The sequence below is a fragment of the Rhodopseudomonas sp. NSM genome (assembly GCF_052445935.1).
Classification (GTDB): domain Bacteria; phylum Pseudomonadota; class Alphaproteobacteria; order Rhizobiales; family Xanthobacteraceae; genus Rhodopseudomonas.
In genome coordinates, this window is sequence record NZ_JBQTCH010000008.1 from 151,397 (window position 1) to 167,293 (window position 15,897).

Annotated in this window: 17 protein-coding genes; 8 read left to right on the forward strand and 9 right to left on the reverse strand. The window is 64.5% G+C overall.

Features of this window, described 5'->3' with window-relative positions; genetic code table 11:
* The first annotated feature begins 8 nt into the window (after positions 1-8).
* The 3 genes from ACTZWT_RS19875 to ACTZWT_RS19885 all read left to right on the forward strand — a co-directional run bounded on the left by ACTZWT_RS19875 (position 9) and on the right by ACTZWT_RS19885 (position 1,868).
* Positions 9-419 carry a hypothetical protein gene (locus ACTZWT_RS19875; RefSeq protein ID WP_444771410.1) on the forward strand — a complete coding sequence of 137 codons (411 nt, stop codon included), beginning with the start codon at positions 9-11 and terminating at the stop codon, positions 417-419.
* Positions 416-1,531 (forward strand): endo-1,4-beta-xylanase, encoded by a 1,116-nt coding sequence (locus ACTZWT_RS19880; RefSeq protein ID WP_444771411.1) that lies wholly within the window; start codon positions 416-418, stop codon positions 1,529-1,531. Before ACTZWT_RS19875 ends, ACTZWT_RS19880 begins: the two co-directional genes overlap by 4 nt.
* Before the next feature lie 142 nt (positions 1,532-1,673).
* Positions 1,674-1,868 (forward strand): hypothetical protein, encoded by a 195-nt coding sequence (locus ACTZWT_RS19885; protein WP_444771412.1) that lies wholly within the window; start codon positions 1,674-1,676, stop codon positions 1,866-1,868.
* Between the two features lie 31 nt (positions 1,869-1,899).
* On the opposite strand, the gene ACTZWT_RS19890 is transcribed toward ACTZWT_RS19885, so the two are convergent.
* The 3 genes from ACTZWT_RS19890 to ACTZWT_RS19900 form a co-directional block, all read right to left on the reverse strand.
* Positions 1,900-2,328 (reverse strand): hypothetical protein, encoded by a 429-nt coding sequence (locus ACTZWT_RS19890; protein ID WP_444771413.1) that lies wholly within the window; start codon positions 2,326-2,328, stop codon positions 1,900-1,902.
* 177 nt (positions 2,329-2,505) lie between these two features.
* Positions 2,506-2,811 carry a hypothetical protein gene (locus ACTZWT_RS19895; protein WP_444771414.1) on the reverse strand — a complete coding sequence of 102 codons (306 nt, stop codon included), beginning with the start codon at positions 2,809-2,811 and terminating at the stop codon, positions 2,506-2,508.
* Between the two features lie 110 nt (positions 2,812-2,921).
* Positions 2,922-3,794: an SDR family oxidoreductase gene (locus ACTZWT_RS19900; RefSeq protein WP_444771523.1), complete on the reverse strand. Its 873-nt coding sequence runs from the start codon at positions 3,792-3,794 to the stop codon at positions 2,922-2,924.
* Between the two features lie 294 nt (positions 3,795-4,088).
* Between ACTZWT_RS19900 and ACTZWT_RS19905 the strand changes: the two genes are divergently transcribed.
* Entirely contained in the window at positions 4,089-4,673 is a 585-nt protein-coding gene (locus ACTZWT_RS19905; protein ID WP_444771415.1) for a DUF4142 domain-containing protein, read from the forward strand.
* Positions 4,674-4,793: 120 nt separating this feature from the next.
* On the opposite strand, the gene ACTZWT_RS19910 is transcribed toward ACTZWT_RS19905, so the two are convergent.
* Both ACTZWT_RS19910 and ACTZWT_RS19915 read right to left on the reverse strand, forming a co-directional pair.
* A complete protein-coding gene (locus ACTZWT_RS19910; protein ID WP_444771416.1) occupies positions 4,794-6,089 on the reverse strand; it encodes a D-amino acid dehydrogenase in 1,296 nt (431 codons plus the stop codon).
* Entirely contained in the window at positions 6,086-6,400 is a 315-nt protein-coding gene (locus ACTZWT_RS19915; RefSeq protein WP_444771417.1) for an alanine racemase C-terminal domain-containing protein, read from the reverse strand. Before ACTZWT_RS19915 ends, ACTZWT_RS19910 begins: the two co-directional genes overlap by 4 nt.
* A gap of 156 nt (positions 6,401-6,556) precedes the next feature.
* Between ACTZWT_RS19915 and ACTZWT_RS19920 the strand changes: the two genes are divergently transcribed.
* From ACTZWT_RS19920 to ACTZWT_RS19930, 3 genes are all read left to right on the forward strand, one after another.
* Positions 6,557-7,033 carry an Lrp/AsnC family transcriptional regulator gene (locus tag ACTZWT_RS19920; RefSeq protein WP_444771418.1) on the forward strand — a complete coding sequence of 159 codons (477 nt, stop codon included), beginning with the start codon at positions 6,557-6,559 and terminating at the stop codon, positions 7,031-7,033.
* Between the two features lie 111 nt (positions 7,034-7,144).
* Positions 7,145-8,509 carry an acyclic terpene utilization AtuA family protein gene (locus tag ACTZWT_RS19925; RefSeq protein ID WP_444771419.1) on the forward strand — a complete coding sequence of 455 codons (1,365 nt, stop codon included), beginning with the start codon at positions 7,145-7,147 and terminating at the stop codon, positions 8,507-8,509.
* On the forward strand, positions 8,510-10,027 hold the full coding sequence (locus ACTZWT_RS19930; RefSeq protein ID WP_444771420.1) for a serine hydrolase domain-containing protein: 1,518 nt from the start codon (positions 8,510-8,512) through the stop codon (positions 10,025-10,027). It abuts the gene before it with no gap.
* Between the two features lie 59 nt (positions 10,028-10,086).
* On the opposite strand, the gene pdxR is transcribed toward ACTZWT_RS19930, so the two are convergent.
* A complete protein-coding gene (gene pdxR, locus ACTZWT_RS19935) occupies positions 10,087-11,580 on the reverse strand; it encodes a MocR-like pyridoxine biosynthesis transcription factor PdxR (protein ID WP_444771421.1) in 1,494 nt (497 codons plus the stop codon).
* Positions 11,581-12,057: 477 nt separating this feature from the next.
* Here pdxR and ACTZWT_RS19940 point away from each other — a divergent pair, with 477 nt between their 5' ends.
* A complete protein-coding gene (locus ACTZWT_RS19940; protein ID WP_444771422.1) occupies positions 12,058-13,449 on the forward strand; it encodes an aspartate aminotransferase family protein in 1,392 nt (463 codons plus the stop codon).
* 125 nt (positions 13,450-13,574) lie between these two features.
* Here the strand turns inward: ACTZWT_RS19940 and ACTZWT_RS19945 are convergent, their stop codons facing one another.
* From ACTZWT_RS19945 to ACTZWT_RS19955, 3 genes are all read right to left on the reverse strand, one after another.
* Positions 13,575-14,246 carry a hypothetical protein gene (locus ACTZWT_RS19945; protein WP_444771423.1) on the reverse strand — a complete coding sequence of 224 codons (672 nt, stop codon included), beginning with the start codon at positions 14,244-14,246 and terminating at the stop codon, positions 13,575-13,577.
* 56 nt (positions 14,247-14,302) lie between these two features.
* Positions 14,303-14,926, reverse strand: coding sequence for an acyltransferase (locus ACTZWT_RS19950; protein ID WP_444771424.1), 624 nt, complete (start codon positions 14,924-14,926; stop codon positions 14,303-14,305).
* Between the two features lie 114 nt (positions 14,927-15,040).
* A complete protein-coding gene (locus ACTZWT_RS19955; protein ID WP_444771425.1) occupies positions 15,041-15,472 on the reverse strand; it encodes a hypothetical protein in 432 nt (143 codons plus the stop codon).
* Between the last annotated feature and the right edge of the window lie 425 nt (positions 15,473-15,897).

Below are 15,897 nucleotides of genomic sequence, written 5' to 3' on the forward strand. Positions count from 1 at the left end.
GGGCAGCGATGAAGCGGCTCGTCTGCATCATTGCCGGGCTGATCCTGCCGTTCAGCATCGCGGCCGCCGCGGCGGACACTTGCAGCAAGAGCCACGAATATCTTCTCAACTCCGGCGACCTCACCAGGCCCGCCAAGGCTTACAATGATCTGTTCAGGACGTGCCTGGCTGCGGGGGCGATGTCGAACGTGAAGGACGCCTACGTCCTGAAGGACGGCGGAATCGGCGTTCTTCCGAAGCAGGACACCATCCCCGCCACCGCCGGAACGCTGTCGCAATTCTGCGACGCCTTTCCGCGCGCGACACTGCATTTCTTCACCAGGCGGGAGCGCGCGCAGATCGGATCGATGGCGAGCATCGTCCGGATCTCCTCGACGTCGTCCACATCGTGCCAGAAGATCAAGGGGCTTGCCGAATGAACAACATCTCTCGTCGCCGCCTTTTGCAGATGACCGCCGCCGGCCTCGCCACCTCCAGCCTGCGACCTGCCGATGCCGCGGCGCCCCGGAGTCTCGCGGCCATCGCCGCCAGGAACGGCATCATGTTCGGCTCCGCCGCCGCGCAGGAGATCGACAAGGACGCCGCCTACCGCGAGCTCTACGTCGCGCAGACCAAAATCATCACCACAGACGTCGCCTTCAAGATGAGTCGCATCGCGCCGCAGGCGGGCCCGAAACAATACGGCGCCGCCGATCGGCTGCTGGCCTTCTGCGATCAGAACAAGATCGCGATGCGCGGGCACTGCCTGATCTGGAACGAAAGCGTCCCGGCCTGGGTCAAGGCCATGAGCGTGGCCGAGCGACGCTCGTATTTCGATTCCTACATCGACGAGGTCGTGGCGCGCTACGTCGGAAGGCTGCAGTCGTGGGATCTGGTCAACGAGCCGTTCTGGCCCGGCCATCGCGCCCCGGGCGGCTTTCGCGTCGGTCCATGGTACGACGCGTTCGGCACCGACTACATTCTGCGCGCGTTCAGGCGGGCGGTCGCGGTCGATCCGAAAACCCCGTTGGTGCTCAATGAAGCGCAGACCGAGCGCGACGACGAGGTCGGACTCGCGGTGCGGAGCGGCTTGCTGAAGCTGGTCGCCGATCTCAAGAACGCCGGCGCCAAGCTCGACGTGGTCGGCCTGCAGAGCCACCTCCGGCCGCAATTTCCGCACGACCCCGGACGCTTCAGCGAATTTCTGCACCAGCTCGCGGATCACGGCGTCGACATCTATCTCACGGAATTCGATGTCGACGATACGTCACTGCCCGCGGACATCGCCGAGCGCGACGCGGCGGTGGCGCAGACCGCGAAGCGATTCCTCGAACCGACGCTGCGCCATCCGGCCGTCAAGGCGCTCATCACCTGGCAGCTCGCGGACAAATACTCGTTCTGGCGCGGCATGGCGAAGGACAAGACCTGGCTGGCGAGACCGCTGCCCTACGACGACAATCTGCAGCCGAAGCCGCTGTGGACCACGATCGCACAGGCGCTCGAAAGCGCCGGTCCGCGAGCCCAACCCTCGACGTCCGGGCGATCGCGCTGAGGCATCGGATCAACAGCCGCCGAACAACAAGCATCCGATGATGATCCCGCTGCAGCGTTTCGCCGTCCTGCTATCGATCGCAAGCAGCAGCTTGGCGGTCGCACAGGAGGTCAAGCCGTCGCCCTCGGATGCGAGGCCGTCGATGCCATTCAGCGGCACGGCGACGCTTCAGAACGACGGCACGCTGCTGCTGCGCCTGCGCCGGGGCCGCGACGGCAAGGCGATCGACGATACGCTGGTCTACAAGACGACCGATCGCGGCTACGACAGCGTGCTGCGCCATCTCGGGCCATTGAGGCCCGGTGAAACCAGATCCTTCAGTCCGTGGAAGGATTGAACCGCACCGCGGAATGCCACGTCGGGTGAGGTCAATCCGGCCCGACCGAAATCACCGTCACCCCGTCGATCGCGATCAGGAACGCCATCGTCGGCTCGTCGGATGCCGGAGCGAGTCGAAGGGCGTTCTCGAACACCGCAGCTTCAGCCGCGTTCGCCGCACGCGCGGCGAGCATCGCCGTGCCCGAACAGATCGCACTTCCCCGAGACGTCAGAGCGCAAAGATCGGTTCGAAGGTCGGTGTCCCGGGCGATGCCCTGCGCTTCGGACAAATCGGTTGCTTCGAAGGACAGCACCGGCCGGCCATCGATCTCGAGCGTGAAAATCTGCGGCCGGTCGCCTGATGCGGACTGCACATGCTTGCTCGAAATAACAACGTGACACACAACAGCCCAGATCGGGCGGGGTGTTGGCGGCGAGACTGCCGGGAAATGGACGACGGGCAGCCGGACGTATGACATCCAGTTCACCACAGCCCGGACACGGCAATGAGGCTACGCCATCACCGCCGTTACCACGAACATCCGGGTGATTTCAATCGGCATCCTGCCGCAAGACGTCCGCCGCCTCCGACATGGTCGACGCCACAGCCCGAGTCGGCGGGGCGCCGGCCACATCGTGGCGGCCCGCGCTTCTCTTCAGCCTCTGGTGATCCGATTCGCGCCGGCTTTTTTCAGAGCCGTCTCGACCACCTGCACTTCTGACGGACTGCAGGCGATCGACACGTCGATTGCTCCGTTCAATTCCGGGGCGCCCTGCTTCTCGACGCCGGGATGGCCGCTTTCGGCATCCGCGCCGGCGATCTTCGAACCAGAACTGTTGGCTTCTCCGCGCGCCATCACGGCGATCGCCGCCCGGTCGATGCCGTGTTCCTGGACGAGTTGCTCGACGGCGAGTTCTGCGCCTCGCCTCGTGGAAAATTCTCCGCTGATCGCCTGTTGCACTTGCCGCGTCTCCCTTTTCCATCAGCCCGCGCGTCACGACACGGACCAGCTATTTAATGCCGAGCGCGAAGCGGCCGCTCGCCAACTGCGCGCCTCTCGGCAACGCCCGCTCAGATGAAGGGTTTCCCTCCCGTCACCGCGACTGTCGTTCCGGACGTATAGCTCGACTGGGGGTCGGCGAGCATGACGTAGGCGGTCGCCAGTTCCACCGGTTGGCCGGCGCGCTTCATCGGCACATTCTTCCCGAAATTCACCACGGCGTCCTCGGGCATCGTCGAGGGAATCAGCGGCGTCCAGATCGGCCCAGGCGCCACCGCATTGGCGCGGATGCCTTTCTCGGCGAGCATCTGGGCGAGCCCGGCGGTGAAATTCTGGATCGCCCCTTTTGTCGTCGCATAAGCGAGAAGGGACGGGTTCGGCATGTCGGAATTGACGGACGCCGTGTTGACGATGGCGCTGCCGGGCTTCATGTGAGGCACGGCCGCCTTGGTGAGATAGAACATGGCGTGGATGTTCACCCGGAACGTCAACTCCCACTCCTCGTCGCTGATGTCGCCGATGTCTTTGAACACCGCCTGGTGCGCCGCATTGTTGACCAGGATATCGAGGCCGCCGAGTTCGTCGACCGCCCGCTTCACGACCAATTGGCAATGCGCCGGATCCTGCAGATCGCCGGCCACCAGAACGGCCTTGCGGCCCTCCTTCTCGATCAGCGCCTTCAGTTCCGCCGCATCTTCCGTTTCATTCAGGTACGAGATCAGAACATCGGCGCCCTCGCGCGCATAGGCAATCGCCACGGCGCGACCGATGCCACTGTCGCCGCCAGTGATGAGAGCCTTCATATCCTTCAACCGGCCGGCCCCCTTGTAGCTGGTCTCGCCGTGGTCGGGCCGCGGATTCATGTCGGCTGTTGTTCCCGGCATCGATTGTTGCTGCGCCGGATAAGGCGGCTTCGGAAATGTCGATGGCAACGTCGATGGCATGGTGGTTCCTCCAGAATCCAACATCAATCGATCCGAGCGCGCCTCGTTCCTTGTTACGAGCGAATGGTGGCGACGTGAATCCTCGGCGGCCGCAGCTCGCCGCGGTCCGCACCACGGCCCCTCCCCGTCGATGTCGCGATCATCGCCGCCGCGAGAGCCTGCGCCATTCTGCCCCTGGCAACCTCGAGGGCGCCAAGGAACCGCTCGTCTTCTCGTGGCTTGAAGCCGCAACACGGGATGTCGGACTTGTGCCGGCTGCCCGCTCCATGGATGAAGAGACCGAAAGGAACCACGATGAAACGCGCCGCCATTGCACTGAGCTGCCTCACGCTCGCGGCCCAGGCCTATGCGTTCCCGACCCACGTGTCCGCCCAGCCGGCAACCACTCAGACCGGCACGGCCGCATCGCCGAGTATCAGCGCCAATACGCAGCAATTCATCTCGAAAGTCGCGATCTCCGACCTGTTCGAGCTTGCGACGGCCCGGCTGGCTGAGGCCCGCGGCACGGAGCAGCAGAAGGCCTTCGCCGCACGGATGATCGAGGACCACGGCAAGACGTCGTCCGAGCTGAAGCGCTTCATCGTGGTCGGAAAGTTCGACGTCGATGTGCCGAGTCAACTCGATGCCGCGCACCAGGCAAAATACGACGCACTGAACAAGGCGCGGGGCGACGAGTTCGCCGCCTTGTACGCCTCGCAGCAGGTCGAGGCCCACAACCAAGCGATTGCGCTGTTCGAAGGCTATGCCGCGAGCGGCGACCATCCCGAACTGAAGGCTTGGGCGGCCAAGACCCTGCCGGCGCTGAAGCACCATCTCGAAATGGCGCAGACGCTCAACCCGAACAGCGGAAAGGCAGCGGCCGCACCAACGTCCAAGTAATTACCGCGAATGCCGCGTTGCGGACGCTCGCATCACGGTGGCGCAAGCCTCGGAGTATCGGTTCTGTCAGAACCGGAACTCCGAGCGCGCGATTTTCACGCAATCTTGGGCGAACCCGCCTCAGCTCCGCGGCAAGTGTTTCCAACTCGCCGGACCGATCTTCTGATCGTAGCGCGCCATCGACAGGGCCCGCGCGTCGATCTCGGGCTCGCGGCCTTGAATCTGGTCCGCCACCACGCGGGCGGCGCCGCACGCCATGGTCCAGCCCAGGGTGCCATGGCCGGTGTTGAGGTGAAGGTTGTCGAACCGCGTCGGCCCGATGATCGGCGGGCCGTCGGGCGTCATCGGGCGCAGTCCGCTCCAGAACGTCGCCTTTGAAAGATCGCCGGCTCCCGGAAACAGATCGGTCAGCGACCGATCCAGCGTCACACGCCGGTTGAGCGGCAATCGCGGCTGGTAGCCGCCGACTTCTGCCGTTCCGCCGACCCGGATGCGATCGCCGAGCCGCGTGATCGCGACCTTATAGCTCTCATCCATCACGGTGGATTGCGGCGAGATCGCTTCGTCGACGATCGGCACCGTGATCGAGTATCCCTTGACCGGATAGACCGGAATATCGACCTCGAGCGGCCTCAACAGCAGCGGCGAAAAACTGCCGAGCGCCATCACGTAGCGGTCGGCCACGAACCTGCCCTTGTCGGTCGTCACCCCGGTCACCGCACTGCCTTGCGTATCGATGCTCCGGATCGTCGTCTCATATACGAACTTCACGCCCAGCGCGGCGGCGACAGCCTCCAGCCGCTGCGTGAACAGATGACAATCGCCGGTCTCGTCGTCGATCAGTCGCAATCCGCCGACGAACGCATTCTGCACCGCGGCCAGTCCGGGCTCGGCGCGAATGCAGCCGGCGCGATCCAGCACCTCGAATGGGACATTGTACTGACGCAGAATATCGACGTCGCCGCCGATCGCATCGAGCTGCGACTGCTTGCGAAACAGTTGAAGCGTGCCCCGGCTGCGTTCGTCGTAAGCAATGCCGATATCGGCACGCAGGGCGCGCAGACAGTCCCGGCTGTATTCGGCGACGCCGACCATCCGCGACTTGTTGAGCGCGTAGCGGCTCGCGGTGCAGTTGCGCAGCATCTGGAATATCCAGCGCCACATCGCCGGATCGGCCTGCGGCCGCACCACCAGCGGTCCGTGACGATCGAGCATCCACTGTATCGCCTTGCGCGGCACGCTTGGGCCAGCCCACGGCGAGGCATAGCCGGGCGAGACCTCGCCGGCATTGGCGAAACTCGTCTCCAGGCCGGGGCCGGGCTGACGGTCGATCACGGTGACCTCGAAGCCGGCCTTGGCCAGATAATACGCCGTCGTGACGCCGACCACGCCGGCACCCAGGACCAGAACCCTCATGGCACCATCTCTTTCAGGAATTCACCACCCTGCGGCCGATCAGCGACGTCGCGATAGATTCGTCGGTAGCGATCGCCGAGCCCGGTCAGGATTTCGTAGCCGATGGTGCCGCTCGCGGAGGCGAGCTCGTCGACCGACTGATGCGGCCCGATCAGTTTGATCTCCGCACCGCGCGCCAGGCTCCCGTCTGGCAGATCGCCGAGAGCGATGGTGAGGCTGTCCAGACAGCGATAATTCCACCGGATGGCCGCAAGATCGACGGTCAGTGTCGCCCCGGCATGACGATGCCCCTGCCTCATCTCGACGCTCACGTCCCGATCCTCTGCCACTGTCGCCGGCAACAGGATGTCAGGACGGGCGTGGTGGTTCTTGGCGAATATTCGTGGTAATGATGCATCCCACGATGGAATCTTGCGTTCTTTGCCAGGTTTTATCGAAATTCCCCCGGCGGGAGTGATTTGACGCCAATGGCTGCAGAAACCGACCCGATCGATCGCAAGATCCTCCGCCATCTCGTCCAGGACGCGCGGATGAGCCAGGTCGTTCTGTCGGAACGGGTCGGGCTGTCGCCGACGGCCTGCACGCGGCGCATGCTCCAGCTCGAGAAGAGCGGCGTCATCACGGGTTACTCGGCCAAGGTTGACGCCGCCGAACTCGGCTTCACCATGACCGTGCTGGTGCACATCACCCTCGACAAGCAGAGCGAGGATGCGCTGTCCGCGTTCGAACGCGAGATCGTCAAATGCGCCGATGTCGTGTCGTGCTACCTGATGTCCGGAAACGACGACTACCTCGTGCAGGTGCAGGCGCGCGACATGCAGGACTATGAGCGCATCCACAAGCAACATCTCTCCCGGATGCCGGGGGTGTCGCGGCTGCATTCCAGCTTCGTCATGCGCAGCGTCATCGAACGCAGCATCTCGCCGGCCGCGCTCGGCGGCTAGCCGGACTGCGAGCGCCGGCGTGCGGCTCCCGCATCACAACCCAGACCTCGGGCATTCGGGCGTCGGCTGCGCCAGCCGACGGACCACCAAAGCAAATAGCCGGGACACAGCATGGTCACCATGGATAGCAAGGGAAAGCGGGTGGTTCGGCTCGGGGCGGGCGCGGGCTTTGCGCGCGACCATATCGAACCCGCGCTCGATCTGGCGCAGGACGGCGAGCTCGACTACCTGATCTTCGAATGCCTGGCGGAGCGCACCATCGCCCTCGCGCAACAGCAGAAGCAGCTTTCGCCCGAACTCGGCTACGATCCGATGTTCGAGGCGCGGATGCGCGCCGTCCTGCCGATCCAGCGTGACAAGGGTTTCCGCATCGTCACCAACATGGGGGCCGTCAACCCCGCGGCGGCCGGGCGGCTGGCGCAGCGCATCGCCAGAGAGCTGAACATTCCCGACCTCAAGATCGCCGTGCTCGAAGGCGATGACGTGCTGGCGCGATTGAAAGGCTCATCCGCCCGCTTTCTGGAATCGGGAGATCCGCTCAGCGCCCTGTCGAACGAGATCGTCGCAGCGAACGCCTATCTCGGCGCGTCCGGCATTTGCGAGGCGCTCGAGGCGGGAGCGGATGTGGTGATCTGCGGGCGCGTCTCGGACCCGGCGCTGTTTCTCGGCCCGCTCGTGCACGAATTCGGCTGGTCGATAACGGACTGGACCATGATGGGGCGGGGAACGCTGATCGGCCACATGCTGGAATGCGCGGGTCAGGTCTCCGGCGGCTACTTCGCCGACCCGGGCTACAAGGACGTGGAGAATCTCGGCAATCTCGGCTTCCCGATCGGCGAGGTCGACGAGACCGGCGCTCTGGTGATCTCCAAGCTGCCCGGCACGGGCGGATGCGTGACCGCGGCGACCTGCAAGGAGCAATTGCTCTACGAGATCCACGATCCGCGCGCGTACTATCAGCCCGATGTCGTCGCGGACTTCTCGGAGGTCCGCATCGAGGAAATTGGCGAGGACCGCGTTCGGCTCACCGGCGCCAAAGGAACGCCCCGGCCCGAAACCCTGAAAGTCTCGGTCGCCTACCGGGACGGCTATATCGGAGAGGGGCAGATTTCGTATGGCGGCAGCGGCGCGGTCGCCAGGGCCCGACTGGCCGGCGACATCGTGCGCCAGCGGCTGGCGCGCGCCGGCGTCGCCGTCGATGAACTGAAGGTCGATCTGATCGGCGTCGACTCGCTGCACGGGCAACGCCTTGCCGGCGGCATGGGCGATCCCTACGAAATCCGGCTGCGGATCGCCGCCAGGTTCGCGACCCGCACACTGGCCGAGGCCCTCGCCCGGGAGGTCGAGTCGCTCTACACCAACGGTCCGGCCGGCGGAGGCGGCGTCGTTCAACTCGTCCGCGAAGTGATCGCAGTGCAATCGGTGCTGATCCCCCGCGAGCAGACTACTCCCGTCGTGACCATGCTGGAGTCTTGAATGAAGCTTCGAGAATTGGCGCATTCGCGCACCGGGGACAAAGGCAACAGGTCGAACATCTCCCTGATCCCCTACGATCCGTCGCACTACGACTATCTCCGCGAGGTGGTGACGGCCGAGCGGGTCAAGGCGCACTTCCGGGGCATCGTGCATGGCGCCGTCGAACGCTACGAACTGCCGAGCATCCATTCCTTCAACTTCGTGCTCGACGACGCGCTCGGCGGCGGCGTCGCCAGATCGTTGTCGCTGGACAGCCACGGCAAGTCGCTGAGTTCGGCGCTGCTGGAGATGGACGTGCCGGCGCCGCCCGGCTACGCGGCGACGAATCCGATCAGGCCGGGAACTCCGGCGCGGCCGACCGCGCATCTGCCGAAGGCCGAGGACTTTCTGCTGTGGCCGCCGAATGTTCAGGCTTACGGCTATCGCATCGTCGACAGACTGTTCAATTCACGCGTCATCCGCAAAGGTCCTTCGCCGCGCCCTCTCAGCTATGGACAGCATGTCCAGGTCAGCTACCGGAGCGGCGGTGCGACCTTTTCGCTCGACGAGTTTATCGACCGGAATTCGCTGAGCGGACTGCTCGTCTTGAAGAACGGCAAGGTCGTGATCGAGCAGTACGGGCTGGGGCTGCTGCCGTCCGATCGCTGGAGCACGATGTCGACCGTCAAGTCGATCACCGCGACCCTGGTCGGCGTGGCGCTGCAGGACGGTGCGATCCATTCGCTCGACGACGCGGTGACGACCTACGTGCCGTCGCTCGCCGGCTCCGCCTACGAAGAGGTCGCGATCAGGCACCTGCTGACGATGGCCTCCGGCATCCGATGGAACGAAGATTACACCGACAAGCAGTCGGACGTGAACTGCTACAGCAAATCCCTCGCCGACGGCGTGCCCGGCGGAGTCTTTGCCTTGCTGAGGTCGCTGCCACGCGAACATCCAGCTGGCGCGCATTGGCACTACAACACGGGCGACACCTTCCTGCTCGGCGCGGTGTTGCGCAGCGCTGTCGGCATGCCGCTCGCCGACTACATGTCGCGCAAGATCTGGCAGCCCTGCGGCATGGAATTCGACGCCTTCTACACGCTGGAGTCGCCGGACGGACTGGAGATCGGCGGCAGCCGCGCGGGCATCGCGCTGCGCGATTTCGGCCGCTTCGCGCAATTCGTGCTCGACGACGGCGTCGTCGACGGCGCGCGCCTGCTGCCGGAAGGATGGAACGACGACGCCAATCGCCGGACCTACACGTTCTCCGATTCCGACCGCGCTTTGATGCCCCAGATCACCTCCGGGGCGCTCGATGGCTACGGCTACTCCTGGTGGATCGCCGAGGACGGCGCGATGACGGCCGTGGGTTTCGCCGGACAGCGGATCTACATCAACCGCGCCGAGCGGCTCGCCATCGTCACGCTCGGCGCGTTTCCCCAGCCGAGATATCGCGGACCCGGCGAGCACGACCGGGTGGCGGAAGTGGTCGCCTTCACCGAGGCGGTGAAATCGGCGCTGCGGGGCTACGATTAGTCCGGCCGTACGCCCCGTCACTGCGGAACATCTGGGACCGCAGCGCAGGCACGGTCGCGCTACCCGCCGCTCCGGAGCAGCTTGCTCACGGTCCGGGCGAACACGACCATGCCGGCTTCCACCAGTTCTTTCGGTATCGACGCAAAGTTCAACCGCACCCAGGTCTCCTTCGGGGCGACGGCGAAATAGGGCTCGACCGGATCGATCAGAACCCCGGCATCGAAGCAGGCGGCGCGCAGCTTCGACGGGTTGCGGCATCCCGGAATCCGCATCCAGATCGCCGAGCCGCCAGTCGGCGCCGCGTATTCCGCTATCGGCAGTTCCTTGCGGAGCGTATCGACGATCAGCTTCGCCTTCGCCTCGAGCGACTTGCGCATCTCGGTCATCAAGCGGTCGTAGTGCCCTTGCCGGATGAACTGCGCGGCGCTGGCCAGATTGTTGCCCGGCAACTGCCGCAGCATCAATCGTCGCAGCGATTTGAGTTCGGCGATCAGCGTCTCGGGGCCGACCAGATAGCCGATCCGCAAGCCGGGGCAGACCAGCTTCGACAGGCTGCTGAGATAGATCACCCGACCCGACCGATCCATCGCCTTCAGCGACGCCGCGGCGGCGCCGTCATATTTCAGTTCCGGCTCGTAGTCGTCCTCGATGATGATCTGGTCCTGCACGACCGCCTGGGTGAGCAGCGACAGACGCCGCTCCGTGCTCATCGTCACGCCGGTCGGCGCCTGATGGCTCGGCGTGCAATACAGATAGTTACAATCGGTCGACCGCTTGTCGATCGTCATGCCGAAGGCATCGATCGGGATGGAGATGAGATCCGCGCCGCTGCGGAGGAAGATGAAGCGCGCGTCCATGTAGCCGGGCTCTTCGACACCGACCTTAAGGCCGGGGCCGAGCAAGGTCTGGGCGAGCAGATAGAGCCCGTGCTGCGTTCCAAGCGTCAGCATCACCTGGTCGGCCGCGGCCGCGATGCCCCGCCGCGGCAGGATCTTGTTGATGATCTGCTCGATCAGCGGCTGGCTGTCTTCGCCTCCGCTGTCCTGGCCCCAATGCTGGATGGCCGGGCTGGTCAGCGCCGATCGGCTGGCGTCCCGCCAGTCCGTGAACGGAAACGTCTGGGGGTTCACCTCGCCATAGACGAAGCGATATTTGCACCTCTCCCAGCCTTGTGGCCGCTCCTGCCAGGGATATCCAACCTCGGCGTGGACCATGCGCGCAGCCCAGTCCGGCCGGTCGGCGTTGTCGACGGAGCGTCCGAAGGTGACCTGTCGCCGCTTCAGCGCGGAGGACACATAGAAGCCGTTGCGCGGACGCGCCTCCAGAAAGCTGTCCGCGGCCAGTTTCTCCAGCACCAGCGACGCTGTCGTCCGCGACACGCCGGCCAGGCTCGCCAGTTCACGACTCGACGGCACCCTGCGCCCCGCGGGGAGATTTCCGTCGACGATGGCGTCGACGAAGGCATTGCGCAATTGCGCCTGCAACTGGACTCCCTCCTTGGCGCTGCGGCCGAGCAGTTCCTTCCACATCAGCCGGTCTTCGTCGGATTGCATCGAGAGTCCTGCCTGGCCTTACGGAAAGGGGGTGCTGGCTTTATGAAACAGCAACTTTCGTCCGCATGATAGGGCCACATAGGTACCTCACCTGGATCCTGATGACCCACCCGAAGACGCTTACCGCGGCCCAAGGGCAGCTCCGAGATCCGCGGATCGATCGCGGCCGACGTCGCCGTCCGCCGTTTCGCGGCGAATCTGAGCCCGTCGCCGATCGGGCGCGCGAAACGGGCTCGTGTCCCGGCGATGCGAAGGTGACTGCCAATGCCGCATGCGGGGTGGTACGTTCGTCCACGGGCGCAAGGTTCGCCCACAGCAGCGGAACCAGATGCTGAAGGAGCACGGCAGTCCTATGCGCTCGCGCCGATATCGCCGCCGTTATCGGCGCGCGCGACAGCGTGCCGAGGCCGGTGCCATAACGAACCAATTGACCACGCCGCCGGCTTCGACACCTTTCGACCTGAATGAAAGAGCGCCATGAACGAGACCATCCTCAGCAGAGAACTCCGCGAACTCGACATCCAGCATCTGTTCCATCCCTACACCAACCCGCGCCAGCACGAGCAGGTCGGGCCGGTCGTGATCGAGCGCGGCGAAGGGGTGTTCGTCTACGACACCAACGGGCAGCGCTATCTCGAGGCGCTGGCGGGCCTGTGGAGTGTGGCCGTCGGGTTCGGCGAGCCGCGGCTGGTCGAAGCCGCGGCGAAGCAGATGTCGATGCTGCCGTTCTATCATCTGTTCGCGCACAAATCGCACTCGCCGGGGATCAGGCTCGCGGACAAGCTTTGCGCCATGGCGCCGGGCCAGTTGAGCCACGTGCTGTTTTCGAATTCCGGCTCGGAGGCCAACGACTCCGTCGTGAAACTCGTCTGGTTCTACAACAACAGCCTCGGACGGCCCGAGAAGAAGAAGTTCATCGCCCGCAAGAACGGATATCACGGCATCACCGTGGCCTCCGGAAGCCTGACCGGCCTGCCCGCGAACCACAACGCGTTCGACCTTCCGAAAATTCCGGTGATCCATCTCGAATGCCCGCACTACTATCGCTTCGGCCGCGACGGCGAAACTGAAGAACAGTTCACCGATCGGCTGATCAAGGAGCTGGAGGACACCATCCTTGCCGAAGGCCCGGACACGATCGCGGCGTTCATCGGCGAACCGGTGATGGGCGCCGGCGGCGTCATCGTTCCGCCGGTCGGTTACTGGCCCCGGGTGCAGGAAGTCTGCCGCAAATACGACGTGTTGCTGGTCGTCGACGAGGTGATCACCGGCTTCGGCCGGCTGGGCACGATGTTCGCCTCCGAGCATTACGGGGTCGAGCCCGACATCCTGGTCGTCTCCAAGCAGATCACCTCGTCCTATCAGCCGCTCGGCGCGGTGATTTTTTCCGAGCAGCTGTATCAGGGCATCGCCGACAAGGCCGGCGCGCTGGGGACCTTTGCGCACGGCCTCACGGCCGGCGGTCATCCGGTCGCGACCGCCGTGGCGCTGGAAAACCTCGCCATCATCGAGGAACGTGGCCTGGTCGCAAATGCCAGGGAGGTCGGCGCCTATATGCGTGAGGGCCTGAGCGCATTCGCGTCTCATCCGATGGTCGGCGAAGTTCGCGGTGACGGACTGATCGCAGCCGTCGAACTCGTCGCCGACAAGGCGTCGAAGCGCAAATTCGATCCGGTCGGCAAGGTCGGCGCCTATCTTTCCGGGCGCAGCCACGAGCATGGGCTGATCGCGCGCAATCTCGGCGACACCTTCGCGTTCTGCCCGCCGATGATCATCACGAAGAGCGAAGTCGACCTGATGCTGTCGATGTTTTCAAAGGCGCTGGACGACACTTACACATGGGCGAAGGGCCAGGGACTCGCGACGTGAAGCGATAGCCCTCCTCTTTCCGTCGGCAGATTCCGCGCGCCAGGCCCTGCGCGGAAGCGTCTCGCGGCGAATTCCGCGAACACGGATCGAACGCCGACGACGGCTGCCGAATCCTGCGCCCGCGATCACGATGGCGGGCTCGAGATCGCGAGGCTGAGTGACTTCAGCTCCGCCGACCAGGCCCCGCTCGCCATCACGAAATCACCTGTATCGTCTTGATCGAGCGATGAACCTGTCTGCCGGAATCCGCAGACGCCGACGGTGACATCGATGGCCGCACGCTGCGCGCCGAGCCACAAGGGCTTGAAGGTCGACTGGAACACGTCATAGGAGAGCTGGATCGATATGTTCAGGAAGGGCGAGCCTCCCCTGGCTTCGTCACCGCCATGAAACTCGACGGCGGCCCGCGTTCGGTCGGCAGAAACGACGTACAAGAACGCGCTCTGGGCGCGCCCCAGAAACCGCTCGCCCTCGAAGCCGTAGACGTGCTGTCCGGCGAACGAGATCTCGGCCGAAATCCCGAACCGCGTGGCCGATTTCTCCGCCAGGCTCACCGGCCTCAGAGTCGGTCTCTCGATGTAGTTGGTATGACGGACGTAGAGCTCGGCGCTGATTCTTTCGCCACCGGCCTGCCAGACATTGTCGAACTCGGTGGTGGTTCGCACGACGAGATCATTGCTCGTGCCGCGCAGATACTGAATTGCGCCGTCCAGTTCCAGATTCTTCCAGCGCGCGTGATCCCCGGAGAGCAGCAGCCTGCTTCCATCGAGACGGCTGTGCGAAACTCCATCGAACATCAAAGACACCCTAGGACATCGTGCTGGTACGGGGGAAACAGCACGAACGCTTGCACTCAATCAAAGCCGACGGCTCCAACAACGCGAGCCGGCGTACCGAACGCTTTCAGACCGGACGCAATGTCGCGGTTCACGAACGAATTGGCGCCGACCACCACCCGATCACCGATCGTCACTCCCATCTGGACGACGACGTTGGGGCCGAGATAGACCCCGTCTCCGATGCGGGTCGGCGCGTATTCGATCGGTTCCGTCCCCATCGAGACCGATCGTCTCACCGTCTGATGGGTGTAGATCTGGACACCCGACGACAGGGAGCAATGGTCGCCGATGCGGAGGCCGCCGCCGGAGCCGTCCAGGATGCAGCCCGGCCCGATCCAGGTGTGGAGGCCGACCTGCACGTCGCCGAGAACGAGCACGTTGTCGTACATCGTGGTCCCCTCACCGAAGCCATAGGCCGCGGCATTGTCAGCGCGTTCGCTCAACAGGTCACCGATCGACACCCGGCGATTGAACTGCTGCTTCTTTCGCAGCGTCAGCACGCGCAGATAGCGGCGCACCCGCGCCAGCCATTCATCGGCCTCGTTCTCTTCGGTCATGCCGCGCGCGTTCGCAAGCTGGTCATCCATCCATACAACTCCCTGGCGCGCGCCCCTCGCGGGTGCTGCTCGCTTCAGCATTCGATCGATCCCCCATCAAGGCGTCCCCGGCCGAACTGATCCACCGATCCCGGCGGCGTGCCCCGAGCCGTCGCCTGCCTCTCGCCGGTCGCTCGCAAAACAGCCTCTCGCCGTCTACTGAACGGATCCGGGCGGACGTCCCAATGCGTCGGCAATCTGCGCAAGGGTGTCTTGATCCGCCGGATGCGAATGCGCGTCGAAACGCCGCACGGCAGCGTCCGGCGGCGCGGCACTAATCGTCATCGCCTCGTCGAGCTCTCGGTCGGCGCGCCTGATGGCATCGATCATCTCCTGTTTCGCGTGCGTCTGCGCCACGATCAATCCTTTGAAATAGATCAACCTAAGTTCGGACTGCCTCGCGCCCCGCAAACTCTCCGTGCGGGAGAGCGCCTTCAACGCAACCGGAAAGAACTCGACAATGTCGCGGACCAGGGATCGCTGAGGCGTCAGGGGCAATGTTGCATGATGCAAGATCCACATCAGGGCAATCTCGGCAGCGCTGAGAGCCAGTTGGTCATCCGGGCCACCCGCCGATCGCTGCTTCACTGCGGCGCTCCGAGGATTGCTCCCGCGCGATAGGGCGACCACGTTGCCGGCGCCGTCGCTCGCTGGATTGTCGCCTCGTTGGGAATCTGGCCGCATCTCAATACTGGTTCTCGCATACATACAGCTTCACCCGATCAACAGCCGCTCGCCTCCACCTTCCCCGCGCCCCCCGGCGCCGCCGCTCCCCAGCGTCACCGAGTACGGTCGACGCTCGCTCTGCTGCGCCCGATCCGGCCAGAGGCTGCGCCCCAACTCCGGCCACACGCCGTTGCCGCCGACATCAATCCATTTCATTTTAAATAAGTCAACAAACAGAAATATTTCGCCACGGCACCTGTGCCGCCCCGCGATTTCAGCGTAATCAGGCATAAACATCTGTAATTACTCGACTAACTGACTCGTTAGCTCCCTTCTCGGATCCCCAG